General features: G+C 42.7%; 15 protein-coding genes and 2 pseudogenes. 14 read left to right on the top strand and 3 right to left on the bottom strand.

Features of this window, described 5'->3' with window-relative positions:
• Window positions 1-183: 183 nt before the first annotated feature.
• From AS888_RS00780 to AS888_RS00765, 4 genes are read left to right on the top strand one after another with little or no spacing between them, the layout of a single operon-like run.
• The gene (locus AS888_RS00780) at window positions 184-1,161 is read left to right on the top strand and encodes a ring-cleaving dioxygenase (RefSeq protein ID WP_061140304.1); all 978 of its coding nucleotides are present in this window, start codon (window positions 184-186) and stop codon (window positions 1,159-1,161) included.
• 24 nt (window positions 1,162-1,185) lie between these two features.
• Window positions 1,186-2,136, top strand: coding sequence for a ring-cleaving dioxygenase (locus tag AS888_RS00775; RefSeq protein ID WP_061140303.1), 951 nt, complete (start codon window positions 1,186-1,188; stop codon window positions 2,134-2,136).
• Window positions 2,133-2,741, top strand: a complete 609-nt coding sequence (locus tag AS888_RS00770) for an alpha/beta hydrolase (RefSeq protein ID WP_061140302.1) — start codon at window positions 2,133-2,135, stop codon at window positions 2,739-2,741. The genes AS888_RS00775 and AS888_RS00770 overlap by 4 nt, the downstream gene beginning before the upstream one ends.
• A gap of 21 nt (window positions 2,742-2,762) precedes the next feature.
• Window positions 2,763-3,371 carry a flavin reductase family protein gene (locus AS888_RS00765; protein WP_061140301.1) on the top strand — a complete coding sequence of 203 codons (609 nt, stop codon included), beginning with the start codon at window positions 2,763-2,765 and terminating at the stop codon, window positions 3,369-3,371.
• Between the two features lie 212 nt (window positions 3,372-3,583).
• Here the strand turns inward: AS888_RS00765 and AS888_RS00760 are convergent, their stop codons facing one another.
• The gene (locus AS888_RS00760; protein WP_155645334.1) at window positions 3,584-4,177 is read right to left on the bottom strand and encodes a hypothetical protein; all 594 of its coding nucleotides are present in this window, start codon (window positions 4,175-4,177) and stop codon (window positions 3,584-3,586) included.
• A 191-nt stretch (window positions 4,178-4,368) separates the two neighbouring features.
• On the opposite strand from AS888_RS00760, the gene AS888_RS00755 reads away from it, so the two are divergent.
• The 5 genes from AS888_RS00755 (at window position 4,369) to AS888_RS00735 (ending at window position 9,173) form a co-directional block, all read left to right on the top strand.
• Entirely contained in the window at window positions 4,369-4,779 is a 411-nt protein-coding gene (locus tag AS888_RS00755) for a CoxG family protein (RefSeq protein ID WP_260320068.1), read from the top strand.
• Window positions 4,780-4,945: 166 nt separating this feature from the next.
• Window positions 4,946-5,209, top strand: a complete 264-nt coding sequence (locus tag AS888_RS00750; RefSeq protein WP_053346459.1) for a metal-sensitive transcriptional regulator — start codon at window positions 4,946-4,948, stop codon at window positions 5,207-5,209.
• Between the two features lie 196 nt (window positions 5,210-5,405).
• Entirely contained in the window at window positions 5,406-6,863 is a 1,458-nt protein-coding gene (cls, locus tag AS888_RS00745; protein ID WP_061140299.1) for a cardiolipin synthase, read from the top strand.
• A gap of 80 nt (window positions 6,864-6,943) precedes the next feature.
• Complete coding sequence (locus AS888_RS00740; RefSeq protein ID WP_061140298.1) at window positions 6,944-7,693, top strand: (S)-benzoin forming benzil reductase; 750 nt, start codon at window positions 6,944-6,946, stop codon at window positions 7,691-7,693.
• Between the two features lie 217 nt (window positions 7,694-7,910).
• On the top strand, window positions 7,911-9,173 hold the full coding sequence (locus tag AS888_RS00735; protein ID WP_061140297.1) for a glycosyl hydrolase family 18 protein: 1,263 nt from the start codon (window positions 7,911-7,913) through the stop codon (window positions 9,171-9,173).
• Window positions 9,174-9,258: 85 nt separating this feature from the next.
• On the opposite strand, the gene AS888_RS00730 is transcribed toward AS888_RS00735, so the two are convergent.
• Complete coding sequence (locus AS888_RS00730) at window positions 9,259-10,461, bottom strand: MFS transporter (protein ID WP_061140296.1); 1,203 nt, start codon at window positions 10,459-10,461, stop codon at window positions 9,259-9,261.
• Window positions 10,462-10,671: 210 nt separating this feature from the next.
• Here AS888_RS00730 and AS888_RS00725 point away from each other — a divergent pair, with 210 nt between their 5' ends.
• Window positions 10,672-12,387, top strand: coding sequence for an ABC transporter ATP-binding protein (locus AS888_RS00725; RefSeq protein ID WP_061140295.1), 1,716 nt, complete (start codon window positions 10,672-10,674; stop codon window positions 12,385-12,387).
• Window positions 12,388-12,626: 239 nt separating this feature from the next.
• Here the strand turns inward: AS888_RS00725 and AS888_RS00720 are convergent.
• Window positions 12,627-12,839, bottom strand: a pseudogene (locus AS888_RS00720) (NAD(P)-dependent oxidoreductase); the annotation flags it as partial.
• Between the two features lie 24 nt (window positions 12,840-12,863).
• Between AS888_RS00720 and AS888_RS00715 the strand changes: the two are divergent.
• The 4 genes and pseudogenes from AS888_RS00715 to AS888_RS00700 all read left to right on the top strand — a co-directional run.
• A pseudogene (locus AS888_RS00715) lies at window positions 12,864-13,414 on the top strand (MFS transporter); the annotation flags it as partial.
• A gap of 439 nt (window positions 13,415-13,853) precedes the next feature.
• The gene (wecB, locus tag AS888_RS00710) at window positions 13,854-14,945 is read left to right on the top strand and encodes a non-hydrolyzing UDP-N-acetylglucosamine 2-epimerase (protein WP_061140293.1); all 1,092 of its coding nucleotides are present in this window, start codon (window positions 13,854-13,856) and stop codon (window positions 14,943-14,945) included.
• Window positions 14,938-15,924, top strand: a complete 987-nt coding sequence (locus AS888_RS00705; RefSeq protein WP_061140292.1) for a polysaccharide biosynthesis protein — start codon at window positions 14,938-14,940, stop codon at window positions 15,922-15,924. Before wecB ends, AS888_RS00705 begins: the two co-directional genes overlap by 8 nt.
• Window position 15,925: 1 nt before the next feature.
• On the top strand, window positions 15,926-16,768 hold the full coding sequence (locus tag AS888_RS00700; protein WP_061140291.1) for a dTDP-4-dehydrorhamnose reductase family protein: 843 nt from the start codon (window positions 15,926-15,928) through the stop codon (window positions 16,766-16,768).
• Window positions 16,769-16,984: the final 216 nt, after the last annotated feature.

Raw genomic sequence — 16,984 nt, 5'->3', positions numbered from 1 at the left:
ATTTTTTTATGATACGGGTGGTAGGAAAGGTTGACAAATGGGCTTTCATCAATTATCTTTAAATCAAGATATTTTTATTAAAGGCATTTATGGTTGGTTTAATATCTCGAATTCGAGATAAAATATTAGCGTTAATTTTTCTTGGTTAAGGAAAGATTGATAATAAAGATAGGAGTGATACGGATGGAACTAAAGGGATTGCACCATGTTTCGGCCATTACAGCAAAAGCGGGAAACAATTTTGAATTCTACACGAAAGTGTTGGGAATGAGATTAATAAAAAAAACGGTGAATCAGGATGATATAAATGTGTATCACTTATTTTATGGCGATCAAATCGGGTCACCGGGTACGGAACTGACGTTTTTTGAAATTCCCCATGCTGCACGGACGCATGAAGGAAATAATAGCATTTCGGAAATCTCTTTACGAGTGAGTAATGATGAAGCACTCGAATTTTGGGAAAACCGTTTCATCGAGTACGAGGTAGATCATGATGAAGTAACGACCCGCTTTCGGCGACGGGTCCTGCCATTTAAAGATCCGGAAGGCCAGAGGCTTCTTCTTGTATCCGATCAGGAAAATAGGGGCGTCCAAGGTGGAATCCCTTGGGAGGGAAGCCCTATTCCCCACGAGTATTTCATTCTTGGTCTGGGACCAGTCAAACTTACCGTACCAAATATTGAACGGACAGAAGCTGTTTTAACTGAATTGCTTGGGTTCAGGAAATCAGGCACATATCCGTCGCCTATAAGCGGACATAATCCGATTGTCGTTTACGAGACAAGTGAGGGTGGAACAGGAGCGGAAATCCATATAGAAGAAAGGACGGATATCCCCCGCGAACGATTAGGTAGGGGCGGAGTGCACCATGTCGCTTTTAGGGTCGATAATGAAGAAGAATTGAGAAATTGGATAGCAAAAATCAACGAATCCAAATTCGCGAATTCGGGATATGTGGACCGCTTTTATTTCCGCTCCCTTTATTTTAGGGAGCCGAATGGCATATTATTTGAATTGGCAACCGATGGCCCCGGATTTGCAACGGATGAAACGGAGCAGCATCTAGGTGAAACCCTTGCTTTACCCCCTTTTCTGGAATCGAAAAGAAAAGAAATTGAATCTAAGCTAAAACCGCTGAATACAAAGTCTACCAATTAATCTCACGGAAAGGGAGGTATCGGCATGATTAAGCAAACGGATGGAATCCATCATATTACCGCAATTGTTGGTGATCCCCAAGAAAATGTTGATTTTTATGCTGGAATATTAGGATTAAGGATGGTGAAAAAAACCGTCAATTTTGATGATCCAGGGACCTATCATTTATATTTTGGAGATGAGTCGGGTTCCCCAGGCTCCATCATCACATTCTTCCCCTGGCCTGCAGCCTATAAAGGGCAAGTCGGATCTGGTCAAGTCGGGACTACCACGTATGTCGTTCCTGAGCATTCGATGGCTTTTTGGGAAAGGCGATTGGATAAATTCAACATAGATTATGAAAAAACGAGCCGGTTCGGCGAGGATTATATGAAATTTCAAGATCCACACGGATTACAACTTGAACTGGTTGAACGTAAGGAAGGGAAAATGAACCGGTGGTCCTTTGGCGGAGTCCCATCTGACAAGGCTGTCAAAGGCTTCGGCGGTGCCGTTTTATTGTCAGCAAATCCGACCAAGACGATGGAATTATTGGAGCATGTGATGGGCCTGCAGAAAGTGGGGGAAGAGGGGGACTACATCCGTTTCAAAGCCGTTTCGGACATCGGTAATTTAATCGATGTGAGGAAAACGGTCTTGCCAACTGGTAAAATGGGAGTTGGAGTGGTTCATCATATTGCATGGCGGGCGAGTGATTCTGATGATCATAAAGATTGGAGACTGCATATCGGAAACCATGGGTACGGGGTGACGCCATTTAAAGACAGGCAATACTTCGATGCCATTTATTTTCGGGAAGACGGAGGGGTGCTTTTTGAAGTTGCCACAGATCCCCCCGGATTCGCCAACGATGAAACGAAGGAAACGATGGGCAGTAAATTGATGCTGCCCCCTTGGCTTGAAAAAAAGCGGGAGCACATGGAAAAAACGCTGCTGCCGGCAGTAACGCGAGTATTGGAGGAGGATAAATCATGAAACATATTTATCAAAAAGGAAGTAATGTAGAGGCACCGGTGCTTTTGCTTTTACATGGTACAGGCGGAACGGAAACGGACCTCCTGCCATTAGCGGAAATGGTTTCACCTGGTTCTTCGGTATTGAGCGTACGTGGAAATGTGCTTGAAAATGGAATGCCCCGTTTCTTTCGACGGTTATCTGAAGGGGTTTTTGATGAAGAAGATTTAATCCTTCGTACAAAGGAACTTTATGATTACTTGGAATTGGCGTCAAAAGAGTATGATTTTGATAAAAACAAGGTAGTGGCATTAGGCTATTCCAATGGTGCCAATATAGCTGCAAGTTTGATGTTCCATTATAAAGGGGCTTTGCAGGGGGCGATCCTTCATCACCCGATGGTCCCAAGGCGGGGGATTGCCTTGCCACCCCTTTCTGATACGCCTGTCTTTATCGCTGCTGGGAATAACGATCCAATCTGCCCGGCAGCAGAAACGAACGAACTTACCCGGATTCTAGAGGCAGCAGGCGCCAAGGTGGATAATCACTGGGAAAACTTCGGTCATCAGTTGACGCGCTCAGAGGTTGAGGCAGCAGGCTCATGGTTTCATAGAAACTTTTTATAAGATTGGTAAGGGGGGAAATAAATGATCTCCGTAAATCCTGAAAGCTTAACCGAGAGGGAAAACTATAAGTTTTTGACAGGAAGTATCATTCCGAGACCTATAGCCCTTGTTTTGACAAAATCTGTGAATGGGACGGTCAATATAGCTCCCTTCAGTTTTTTTAATATTGTCAGTTCCAATCCTCCGATGATTTCCATTTCGGTGCAACGGAAAGAAGGAATTTCCAAGGATACAGCGAGAAATGCCATCCAAACAGGAGAATTCGTCGTTCATATCACCGATGAAGAAAATGTTGCGGAAGCTAATCGAACGGCCAAGGAACTTCCGCCTGAAGAAAGCGAGCTTGCATTGACCAATTTCACAACCACTGAAAGTGATGTCGTATCCGTACCAGGGTTACTTGAAGCGAAAGTCCGGTTTGAATGCAAATTGGAAAAAGCCATACCGTTAGCAGGCACACCGGAAAAACCGGGTTGTGATTTATTGATTGGGAAAATAGTCCGCTACCATATAGGGCAAGAGATTTACCATAATGGCCGGATTGACCCAATTGGACTGAAGCCTGTAGCCAGATTGGCAGGCCAGACCTACACAAAACTGGGCGAATTATTTGAGATCGTTCGTCCCTAAGTCCATATAAAGGTATCGGAAGGGGATCCATTCCGATACCTTTTTTTGGGACGATTCCTATGGCCGGATGTCACCCATCATTTCCGCCACACATACAGTGGAGATTCGACAAAGCAAAAATCAGTTTCATAGAAAACGCCTTGTTCCCTTTTCCGGTTGGATTATTGTCCGACGGAATATCTTGTTTTCGTTAATGAAGGGGAAGCGGGAGGTCATTCAATTCTAATGATGATAAGGGAAGGGGATGTATATGTGGCAGTTCCCGAACCAGTGGATGTACTCCTGAATTTGAGCGTGACGGTATCGTTGCTGTTCATTGATCTGATGACGCTCTTACTAACCGTTCCAGACTGGGCCAACGTCGCCGCTACGCCTGAAAAGTTTGTAATGGAATAGGTACTGAAGCTAGTCGGATCTTCCGTGCCGTTTATGTTCAGGGCAACATCCACAATCCTGCTTGAACCAGCAATCAAAGTAGATAGGACTGAAAATCCCAGGCTTATGTTATAGTGAATCAAATATGTGCCGGACGCTGCCACCGTTATGGTGTTTGCAAGTAAATTGACAGTTGTATTCAATAGTGGACCAGAAGAAGTAAAATCAACTACTGAATCAGCAGTTACAGGGCCGGCGGAACTCGATCCGTAAACGGAGCCATACGCCAAAGCGCCGGGTGCGTTTATTCCGACAGGCCCGATCGGCCCGTTGAATGCTTGCTTAGTCAGCTCATATTGACTGACAGCATGTTCTGATGGATCTGCATTTTCATCGTTGCTTTCGAAAGAGCTGGATCTCTCTTTTGACATATCATTTTCCATTGCGGCGTTCCTTTCAAAATGTTCTTTATAGCATGATATGTAGTAAAATGGAAATGTACTGGACGCTCCCCGTAATACGGTTCTGGTCTGCCTGATCCAGGCATACAGTAAAAGGATGGAAGGAAAATGATTAAGGGGGTACTGCTTTGTCGGAAGGAATGCATAGTATCATTTTACCAGTGTCAATCGAAAACGTATGGGGATTTGTCAGTGTCATAGATCGATGGGCACCCCTTGTCCCCGGTTATATCAATCACGAGATGATGGATGATGAAACACTCATATGGGAGTTTAAAGGCGACCTGGGATTGATGAAAAAGAAAATTAAGCTTGAAGTGAATATATTGGAATGGAACGAACCGGACAAGGTGACATTCCAACTTAAGGGACTAAATGAAAAATTTGATGGGTATGGCTATTTTTTAGCTGAAAAATATGGAATGGCAGAAACTAAAATGACAGGCTGCCTCGCCATTGTCGCAAAAGGAGCAAAAGCCCCAATTGCCAATGCCTTGCTCAAAACCTATGTTCCTCAAATGACAATCGAGTTTTCCGAGGCTATAGCACAAAATCTCCTCCTGCATAAATAGTTATACATATCGACTATAGATGCTATAGGCACTTGACAATCATACCTAGGGGATATGTATTATAAATTGTAACAATTTTATTCAGCTTCATTTTAAGCGGAAGCCGCTAGGGGATGAAGCCGGCTAAAAATGATAAGCTATAGGTATGGCAGGAGGTAGGCCTCACATGGAATATGAAAAGCAAATGAAAAATAGAGTGAAGCGAATCGAAGGACAGCTTCGCGGGATATTGAAAATGATGGAAGAAAATAAAGATTGCCGGGATGTTGTAACGCAGCTATCCGCGACTAGATCTGCAATCGACCGGACAATCGGGGTTATCGTAAGCTCCAATCTTGTAGAATGTGTCCGCGAGGCTAATGAAACGGGAGAAAAGAACCCCGAGGAGCTCGTTAAGGAAGCCGTCAATTTGCTGGTGAAAAGCAGATAGGCCGTTTTGCCCTTCTTTTATAATGGCAACCTGAACAGGATGGACGGTCAATTATTTAATAAGTGGATGTTGGGCCTCTGAAGGAAGAGGCCCTTTTTTGCGAATTCTCTGTTTTCCTTTTCTAATAAGCAAATCCTTTGATATAAAGAATTTGCATGTTATCCTTAAAGGGATAAAATTTGAGTGAGGGTATGCTATGGAATTTACGCATGTTACATCAGTTTTGCTCGGCCTCGTAATCATTCTTAATATATTATTCGCAACGATCGTTATATTTTTTGAAAGAAGAGAAGCGAGCACGACCTGGGCCTGGTTATTGGTGTTATATTTTCTGCCTGTAGTTGGTTTTATTTTATATCTTCTTTTTGGCACTAGCTTAAGACATGCCCATTTATTCCAATGGGAGGATAAAAAGAAGATTGGGATCGAAGAAATATTGGATAAACAGATGGAGGAACTTTCAACGGAGAATTTTCCGTTTCGGAATACGTCATCTAGTCATTATCGGGATTTGATCTATATGCATCTGAGGAACAATGATGCCGTTCTGACTGAAGATAACAGGGTGGACATATTTACGGAAGGAAAAAAGAAGTTTGAACAGCTTTTTAAAGATATTGAAGCGGCCGAAAACCATATTCATGTACAATATTACATCATTCAAAGGGACGGTCTTGGTAAACGGTTCCTTGAAGCTTTGACTAAAAAGGCTAATGAAGGCGTCAAAGTCCGCTTGCTATATGATGAGTTGGGGTCAAGGGGAATGACAAAAAGCTTTTTCAAGGAATTTAGGCAGGCTGGCGGCCGAGTCGAAGCATTTTTTCCTTCCAAGTTGAAGTTTATTAATTTACGCCTGAACTTCCGTAACCATCGAAAGCTCGTCATCATTGATGGAAAGGTAGGGTATGTTGGCGGATTCAATGTCGGGGATGAATATTTGGGACTTAATCCGAAATTCGGTTACTGGCGTGATACTCATCTTCGCATAATGGGATCTGCCGTCAAAGCCATTCAAACGCGTTTTATCCTGGACTGGAATCAAGCTTCCAAAAACCATGATATCATTTATCAACCTCATTATTTTCCTACTTTAGAACCTCAAGGCAATATAGATTTGCAAATCGTGACGAGTGGGCCGGATTCCGAATGGGAACAAATCAAGAATGGCTATATTAAATTAATTTCTTCAGCAAAGAAATCAATTCTCATTCAAACCCCTTACTTCATACCGGATGCAAGTTTATTGGATGCACTTAGAATTGCCAGCTTGTCAGGATTGGATGTTAAAATCATGATACCGAATAAACCTGATCACCTTTTCGTTTATTGGGCAACAACATACAATGCAGGGCAATTATTAAGGGCGGGAGCCAAGGTTTATATCTACGATAACGGCTTCATCCATGCAAAGATGATCGTGGTGGACGAGGAGGTTTCTTCTGTTGGGACGGCGAACATAGATGTCCGAAGCTTTAAATTGAATTTTGAAGTCAATGCCTTCATTTACGATGAAGGAATGGCGGAAACGCTGACCAGGTTTTTTTATAAGGATGTCAAAGTCTGCAGGCAGCTTACTATTGAAGAATTTGAAAAACGATCGAAATGGATCCGCTTTAAAGAATCGATTGCAAGGCTGCTTTCACCTATTTTATAATCATTAAATGAAGCGGTCCTGACAATAGGGGCCGCTTTTTTTGATACAATGATGGTGTCGAAAAAGAAGGGGGATATATCATGAAAACTTTTATCATAACAGGAGCATCAAAAGGATTAGGGGCTGCCATTGCCAAGCGAGTTTTGGGCTCAAGCGATCGATGCATTTTGATATCTCGTACGAAAGATCCCGAGTGGGAGGAGGTGGCTAGCCAATCGGGGACGAAATTCACTTTCCTGCCGATGGACTTAAAGGAAACGGAAAAGCTCAGTTCGTTAGTCCGGGACATGCTCATGGAAGTTGATGCAAAAAGTGATATATATTTCATTAATAATGCTGGTGTCATTGACCCAATCAAGCCGATTGGAAATCTAGGCCAAGAATCCTTGGAAACGAGCATGAGAGTTAACTTCATGGCACCCGCCGTCTTGACTGATGAATTCATTAAGCAAACAAAGGATTCCGACAGGAAGAAGGTAGTGGTCAACATCTCATCAGGAGCCGCAAAAAATCCTTACCATGGCTGGGCCGCCTATTGCAGTACGAAGGCAGGACTCGAAATGTTCACAAGGGTGGCAGGTTTGGAACAAGGTAAAGCACCTTTCCCTGCGTCTCTCATTTCTTTCTCTCCTGGTGTAATGGATACGGATATGCAGGGAACGATCCGGTCAGCAGATGAGCAAGACTTTGCCGATCGGGACAAATTTCATGAATATAAAGACCAGGGGATGCTGAGGAGCCCTGAATTGGTAGCTGAAAAACTGCTGCAGCTACTTGAAGCAGGAGATTTGGATAATGGGAAGTTCTATGATATTAAAGATTTGCTTTGAAGGCTGAAAGGATGAATGGAACGGGAAGCAGGTGAATTACATGGGGGCATCCTTTTGGATTGCCTCCTTTTTTGATGAGATTTGCTTATTGGCAAGGTAAAGTCGCTTTTGATGGAACAGGCTGAGGCGTTATTCGTCTCCGTGAATTTGTGAGAATCCGTTCTATCCAAATGCCTGAATATCATAAACTTCTTGAAGGGAGTTTGGAGGGGTGTAAATGACGATCATTGTTGTGGAAAAAGGTGATAGTCTTTGGGGAATTGCCGAGAAAAATCAAGTTACCCCGTCGCGGATAATGGAAGTCAATGGATTGGAATCAACTGCTTTGGTTCCTGGCCTGGCGTTGTATATACCGGATGCAGCCGTCGCAAATCGAAAATATATCATAAAAAGCATGGATACACTTTCAATGGTTGCCCGTCGTTTCGGCACGAGTGCAGCATCCATCATCAAAGCCAATCCAGGCATTGTCGCAAACTCTTTAAGGGTAGGCACGGAAATTTTGGTTCCGTCGCCTTATAAAAACCAATTGATCACGCTTGGCTTTGCCTTTCCGACTTCAGGAGGAGCGGTGTTCGAGACTCTTGAAGAGCATGGTGATAAATTAACTTATTTAGCGATTGTGGCTTATTCCTTTACGAGGGAGGGAAATGCTTACGTTGAAGGCGATGATCGACCGCTTATCGTGAAATGCAAGCAATCAGGGGTGACGCCGCTGTTGATGCTTCGCAATTTTCAAAACGGTGATTTTGATGCCGATTTAGCAGGAGATGTCCTCGCAAGTTCAGGATCCAGGCGGAATTTAATCAATAGTTTGCTTAATTTCGTCAGGCAGAGGGAATATGGGGGAGTCAGTATGGATATCGAATTCATTCCTCCCGCTAGACGTTCCGATTATGTCCAATTTTTAAAGGAGTTAAAGGAAGAGTTGAACGAACTGACCTTACATGTGAACGTGCATGCAAAAACGGCAGATAACCCAGACAATCGCATTGTCGGGGGGCATGATTATCGGGGGATTGGGGAGGCAGCTGATCTTGTGGCAATCATGACGATTGATTATGGGTACCCAACTGGTCCGCCGGAACCGATTTCCCCGCTTTGGTGGATGGGCGAGGTTCTCCGGTATGCGTTGACGAATATACCTGAATATAAATTGCAGTCGGCATTCCCCATGTATGGGTATGACTGGATCATCCCAACTCATGAGACAAAAGCCTTATCGGCTCAAAGTGCCCAAAATTTGTCGATTGCAATGGGAGCCGAAATCTATTTTGATACGACAGCGGCTTCCCCTACCTATTCGTATTGGAGAGAAGATGCGAAACATGTCGTTTGGTATGAAGATATCCGTTCGATTAGTGCAAAATACGAAATGATTGATGCTTATGAACTGATTGGTGCCACGTATTGGCAAATCGGTTTGGCATTTCCGCAAAATTGGGCGTTTTTGGATCAGAACATTATGATTATAAAATAGCATGATTATGTGAAGGAATAGTGGGCGTTTTATCAACAAACTGAAAGGAGCCTTAAACAAGGCTCCTTTTCCGATATGTGGTGCTTTAAGACTCTTTCCTGCCCAGTTCCTTTCTTTTTAGAAGGGCATAAAGAAAGGCTAGGAACACGATTGCGGAAGAAAATTGAAACGTCGTTTGGACACCATATGTTTCCGTTATATATCCTAATAATAAGACAGAGCCGGCGAATGTAAGGTTGATTACCGCTCCCCAAACGGCATGAATTTTGGCTAACGTCTTTTCCGATGCGTGATCTTGGAACAGCTTGGTGTAGATTACATCGCGAATTTGTTCTGGGAATCCGTACAGACATGCAAACAACAAAGCCAATGCAGGCATCGTTGTCGATCCGAAAAACAGGATCAGCAAGGAATTGAGTAAAAGCCCGATGATAATGAAGTCACGGGTATGCTTTTCAATGAATCTGGCAAAACGGATGACGATCAATCCACTGAGGATCATGCCGATGAAGTAGCTTGTGTTAATGTATCCCCACCATTCCTCACTTAATTGCAAGTTCTGTTCAACATATACATATATCACGGCAGCCACCCAAACGCTTGAAGCTAAAGATGTTATGAAATCAAGCGAAATGAGGGTGCGGATGGTTCGGATTTGACGAATCGCCATCCATCCGGATGTAATCGAATCCCAGCTGGATGGATGGGTGTGGACTGTAGTCAGTTCCTCATGAACTTCCATTTTCACAGCAAGGCCCGTTGATGCGGCAAATAAGATGACCGTAAACCAAATGATGAACTGGCTGTTCGTATTGATTAATAAAACGGAACCAAGTGGCCATCCTGCTACAAAGATGGTCTGCGTGAGTACATTCAGGAAACCATTCGCTTTCATCCGTTCTTTTGCCGGGACCAATTGCGGAACCAAAGCTGCACTCACTGGGGCAGCGACACCATCCAATAATGAGATCGAAGCAATGAAGCATATGACGACAATGGCAGAACCGTGACTGAAATGAAGGGTGATTCCCATGATAACGAGCAGGATGGTCTTCCACCATTGCGATTGGACAAGGATCTTTTTTAATGGGAACCTGTCGATAACGAGTGGCGCAAGCAAACTGCTGATAAACCGGAAAATCGTTGTGGTGAACGGAAGCAAACTCAAATAAAAGGCAGATCCCGTCATGGCATATATGAGTGAAATCAACCCGACTACATAAAATATATCACCGAGATTTGCAAATGCTTGCCCGACCCATAGGAAGCGAAACGATCTATTTTTCATGAATACCATCCTTATAAGATTTTTTTAGTGTAATAGAATGGTTGTAATCGTTACATTGGATTCACTCCTTGATTTGTTTTCCATGGGTCGGGCCGGTTTGGTTTTATACAGATGATTTTACCATATTTCATCTACATGAAACCGTAATGCTTGCCGAATATCCAATATCGAATTATACTCCTTAGTATATGTATAAAAGGAGAAAATTTGATGATTCGACGTTTTGCTTCATATTATCTGCCGCATAAGCGGTTATTCATTATCGACTTTTTCAGTGCAGTCGTTGTTGCTGTACTTGAACTCGCATTCCCTCTCGCGGTTCAGTGGTTTATAGATACGCTGCTGCCTGGCGATGACTGGTCTGCAATTGTTACTGTAAGTGCAGGTTTATTGCTGATTTATATCATTAGTACCTTCCTGCAATTCATTGTAGGATATTGGGGTCACAAACTAGGCATAAATATTGAGACGGATATGCGTGAGGAATTATTCCAACATGTGCAAAAGCAATCTTTTCGTTTCTTTGACAACACGAAAACCGGCCATATCATGAGCCGTATCACCAATGACCTGTTCGATATCGGGGAACTTGCCCACCATGGTCCTGAAGATTTATTCATTGCCTTCATGACCTTTGTCGGTGCCTTTTGGATCATGCTGACCATCAATGTGAAACTGGCACTCGTATCTGTTTGTATATTGCCGCTCCTCGTTTTACTAATTGTCATAAGCAATTTAAAGATGAATAAAGCGTGGAAGCAAATGTATACAGAGGTTGCCGATGTCAATGCCCGTGTCGAGGATAGTGTCTCAGGAGTGAGGGTCGTTCAATCCTTCACGAATGAAGCATATGAAATGGACAGGTTTTCAACGAATAATCGCAAGTTCCGCAAAGCGAAGCTCGTTGGATATAAAGTGATGTCGTTCAGCTTATCAGGCATATACATGATGACGAGATTCATGACCCTGGCCGTATTGGTGATGGGTGCTTGGTTAACCTACCATGGGCAGCTTTCTAACGGGGAATTAGTGGCTTTCGTATTATATGTCAACGTGTTATTCAAGCCAATCGACAAAATCAGTGCTTTGATGGAGCTTTATCCAAAAGGGATGGCAGGTTTCAAGCGATTTACTGAACTGCTTGACGTCGCTCCGGATGTAGTGGATAAAAGTGATGCCATCGCAGTCAATTCCCTTTTGGGGGATATAGCTTTTAAACAGGTATCGTTTAATTATGAAGACAAAAAGCCTGTATTAAAAGGTATCGATTTAACGATAAATGCTGGGGAAACCATCGCATTTGTAGGTCCGTCAGGGGCAGGGAAAACGACGATTTGTTCATTGATCCCCCGATTTTACGATGTGAATGCGGGCTCCATTTCCATTGATGGAATCGATATCCGGGAAATGACGAAAAAGTCGTTGCGGTCCCAAATTGGGATTGTCCAGCAGGATGTATTCCTTTTTACAGGTACATTAAAGGAAAATATCGCTTATGGAATGCTTGATGCGACGGATGAAAAAATTCATGAAGCTGCCCGTAAGGCCCATTTGGAAGCTTTCATCGGAGGACTTCCAGATGGTTATGAGACTCAAATCGGGGAACGTGGCCTGAAGCTATCGGGAGGACAGAAACAAAGGATTGCGATAGCGAGGATGTTCTTGAAAAATCCGCCAATATTGATTCTCGATGAAGCAACCTCCGCCCTTGATACGGAGACGGAAAGAATCATTCAGCAGGCCCTTACGGAACTTGCCGAAAACCGGACGACATTGATCATTGCGCACCGATTGGCAACCATTCGGAACGCTGACAAAATCATCGTGGTTACGGAAGAAGGTATTGCCGAAGAGGGAAGTCATGATGATTTGCTTAAGAAGGGCGGCATTTTTGCCAATCTTCATGAATTACAATTTCAAAAATGATTGCCAAACCAATCCCTGGAGATTGATGGCGCTTATGCAATCTCCTTAAACAGTAGTATGATGGTGCACAAAACGGACTTGGATAAATGCCAAGTGCGTTCAGTTTGTAGACAAAAGAGATCCGGCATTATTAAATCTCGAACTCCTTTTGAACCTAACGTTCAACCCCATTAACTGTAAAGGGAAACAGGTGACATAAAGAGGGCTCTTTCACATTTTTGGTGGAAGGGCCCTTTTCTTTATTCTGCTTCTCCCACAAGAGTGAATCTTTGATTGACGTGTTTTGGATTCTCAATCTCATCTACAACGGCAATCGCGTAGTCAGCATAACTGATATAGCTATTTCCCTGACTGTTTACGATGACATGATTTTTTCCTACTTGGTAAGATCCTGTGCGTATTCCTTCTGGATCGAAGAATGAAGCAGGGCTAATGTATGTCCATGTGATGTCTTCTCTATTTTCTAGCTCAACCAATCCCAAGTCCTATTACCGATGTATGGACAAGGCCCACTTGGATTTGAGGCGAAAACAGTTGGATTGCTTTTATTGCCAGGAGCCTTGTTGAATGGTGCTTTATCACCGAAAATTGGGATATTATTCGATAAGTATGGCCCAAGAACAATGATCATTCCTGGTACAGTCCTATTGATTGTGACCATGATCATCTACAGTACCATTTCATTCTCTATACCAGCCTGGGCATTTATCCTGGTCTATATGGCATTGATGTTGGCGATCGCAACCATTATGATGCCGTCTCAAACAGGAGCTCTCAACCAATTGCCGCCTCACTTGTATCCACATGGAACAGCCATGTCGAATACGTTACAACCGATGGCAGGTGCTTTAGGGGTTTCCACGCATGGCCCCGTGCAAGCTTCTTGGAGCAAGCAGGGGTGACGCCTACAAAAGAATTGTTAAACGAAGCGATGACATATGGTTTCCATCATGCGTATGGGTTCGCACTTGCTTTATGTTGCATCGGTTTTATGACAGCCCTATACCTTAAAAAGAAAACAGCCTAACAAGGACAACCTTCTATCACTATATGAACAGCCCCCCGTTGTTCAACGTTATCGACGATGCAGAACTAATAGATCGGAAAAAAAGCACTGCCTAAATGTTAAAACTTATTGGAGTGGAGTTGGCTTGCAAGACTCCTGTGTTAAAACGCGTCCAATGGAGTGCCTTGGACACCCTTATAAAAAGACTCTAGACAAGCTGTATTACAATAAGCTTGTTTAGAGCATGAAAGGACTTGGAGATACTCCTAGTCCTTTTTTGGCGGGGAACGATCATTCAACGCATCTTGGGCCATGGACGGAAGTGGCGTTGAAAAGCCGCTAATTGCTTAAATAGAGGCTTAAATCTAATAGGTTAGCCTATATCAATAGGATTTGAGGTGCATACAATAAAGGGTAGACGGAGAGGACACATACTAGAAAAGAGTAAGGAGTGCAAATCGTGAAAGTAATGACCATATTAGGGACTCGGCCTGAAATCATCAGATTAAGTCTCATTATAAAGAAATTGGATCAGTATGCCGATTCACATATACTCGTACACACCGGACAGAATTTCACCTCATCCTTAAGTGAGATTTTCTTCCAACAGCTTCAGGTAAGGAAGCCTGATTATGTCTTGCTGAATCAACAGAAAACCCTCGGCGAACAATTAGCTGCCATTTTCAAGGATTTGGAAACCATCCTTTTAAATGAAAAGCCGGATAAAGTATTGGTGTTGGGGGATACGAACTCCGGGCTCAGCTCCATTCTAGCGGAAAGACTGGGAATACCGGTCATTCATATGGAAGCTGGAAACCGTTGCTTTGATCTTGAAGTACCAGAGGAGAAAAACCGACGGATCATCGATGCCGTTTCAAGCTTGAATTTACCTTACACACCTCAAAGTAAGGAGAATCTGTTGAAAGAAGGTATTCCAAGTAAAAGGATCTATTTATCGGGAAACCCGATTCATGAGGTCTTGAACCACTTCGATAATGAGATTGAGCAAAGCTTTATTTTGGACAAAATCAACTTGGAAAAAGAGGATTATTTCCTCGTAACTATCCATCGTGCGGAAAATGTTGATCATGAAGACCGTTTGCTTGAAATCATGAAGGGCATTAATTTAGTTGCCGAAACGTATCAAAAAAGAGTCATTTGCAGTTTACATCCCCGGACAAAATCCCGCATAGAACGCAGTCCCCAATTAGATGTACACCCGCTGATAGAATTTCACGAGCCCTTCGGTTTCTTTGACTTCGTGAAGCTTGAGAAAAATGCCTATTGTGTATTGACCGACAGTGGTACCGTCCAAGAAGAATGTTGTTTATTCCATGTTCCTGCCGTTACCGTCCGGAAAACGACTGAAAGGCCGGAAACGATTGAGTCTGGCAGTAATATGTTATCGGGGATAAATGCTAAACAAATCCTCAATTGTGTGAACATTATGGTTAACCAACAAAAAGACTGGTCTTTTCCAGAAGGGTACGACCATAAAAACGTGTCAGATAAAGTCCTTAAAATTATACTGGGAGGCCATGAAATTGATTAAGAATCGTAAAATTTTAGTAACAGGCGGTACAGGCTCGTGGGGATATGAATTGGTTCGTCAATTATTGGATTTCGAACCAAGTGAAATCCGGATTTTCTCTAGAAATGAATCGAATCAATTCACGATGAAACAGGAATTCGATAATAATCCAAAGCTGCAATTCATCATAGGCGACGTAAAAGAAAAGGAAGCATTGGTGGAGGCATGCCAAGGCGTCGATTATATTTTCCATTTGGCAGCTTTAAAGCATGTTCCTGTATGTGAAGATCAACCGATCGAAGCGCTAAAAACGAACGTGATAGGAACACAGAATGTAATAGAAGCAGCCATTAGCTGTAATGTACATTCCGTCGTGAACATTTCCACCGACAAAGCATCCAATCCATCCAATTTTTATGGTCTTTCAAAAGCTATGGCGGAAAGATTGATCATCCACGCGAATACGTTAAACACGAAAACCAGATTCGTATGTATCCGCGGCGGCAATGTTTTAGGAACCAACGGAAGCGTCATTCACGTCTTCAAAAAGCAAATTAAAGAAAAAGGGAAAATCGGAATAACCGACTTGAATATGACCAGGTTCTTTTTGACCATTCAAGAAGCGATAAAATTAGTATTCAAAGCAACGTTTGAAAGTGTCGGCGGAGAAATATTCGTGATGAAGATGCCTTCCTGTAAAATCATCGACCTTGCTGAAGTGTTGATCGAAGCATCGAAAAAGACAGATGTGGAAGTCGAGGTCCTGGGTATACGTCCGGGTGAAAAGCTCCATGAAATCCTGCTTTCGGAATATGAAAGCACGACGGCCATTGCCTATGATGATGAATATTATGTCATCCTTCCAGCCATCCACATCAAGGGGATAAAGGAGCATTACGCCCAATACCAGCCTGTTAGTTTGGAAGATTATAACTCTGCCACAGGGTTGATCGATAAATCAAAAATCAAGGAAATGTTAAAGAATGGGGGCTTCATTTAACATGAAGGTACTAGTACTTGGTGGACAAGGAATGGCAGGCCATGTAATAAAAGACTATTTCACTCAGGACTCCAAGTATCAGGTAACATATACGACGCGGGATCCGAATGATGTGAAGGGATTGTATTTGGATGTAACCGACGTAACGAGTCTTGAAGATGTAATGGATAAGGTAAAACCGGACATTACGATAAATTGCATCGGCATTTTAAATGATCATGCAAGTGATAATACAAAACTAGCTTTTCAGGTTAACAGTGTATTTCCGCATCAGCTTGTTAAGCTGACTGAACGCAATAATGGGAAATTGATTCATATTAGTACGGATTGTGTCTTTTCAGGTTCAACAGGAGATTATACGGAGAAGGATACACCTGATAGTTCCACCATTTATGGTCAATCCAAACACTTGGGTGAAATAATAAGTGAAAAACATTTGACCATCCGTACCTCCATTATTGGACCGGAGTTAAAGGAAGACGGAATTGGTTTATTTCTTTGGTTCATGAAGCAAAAAGGTGAGATCAAGGGATTCGAAAAAGTGTTTTGGAATGGGGTGACAACGCTCGAACTGGCCAAGGTTCTGGATAGGATGATTCAACAGAAGATTACTGGATTATATCATCTTGGTTCAGATGAAAAAATCTCTAAGGCGGCTCTATTAAAATTGCTGCAGCAAATTTTTCAAAAAACCGATGTCGAAATCATTCCTGATTCATCCATGCATTTAGATCGATCCATAAAGAATACAAGAATTGATTTTCAATATAAAATGCCTACGTACCAAGAGATGTTAGCGGAATTGAAAAAATGGATGGAGAATAAACCCGGACAAAAGTTTTGAATAAATTATCATGCCATTCAATTAAGATTGGACTCGGTATGTAACTATCTCTTCGTACAGGAAACTTACCATTTAATAGGGCGAGTCAAAAAACTCCATCCTATTAAATGGTATCCACTTTTTTGGTGATGATAAAGGTGGATGAATCAAGTTTCCTGGCGGGGGGTCAACTAAAATGTAAGCGCTGTCATTGTTGCGTTAGTTCCTGCTTAGGGT

This window comes from Peribacillus simplex, assembly GCF_001542915.1.
In the GTDB taxonomy this organism is placed as follows: domain Bacteria; phylum Bacillota; class Bacilli; order Bacillales; family DSM-1321; genus Peribacillus; species Peribacillus simplex_B.
This window is presented reverse-complemented; position numbering and strand designations above follow the sequence as displayed.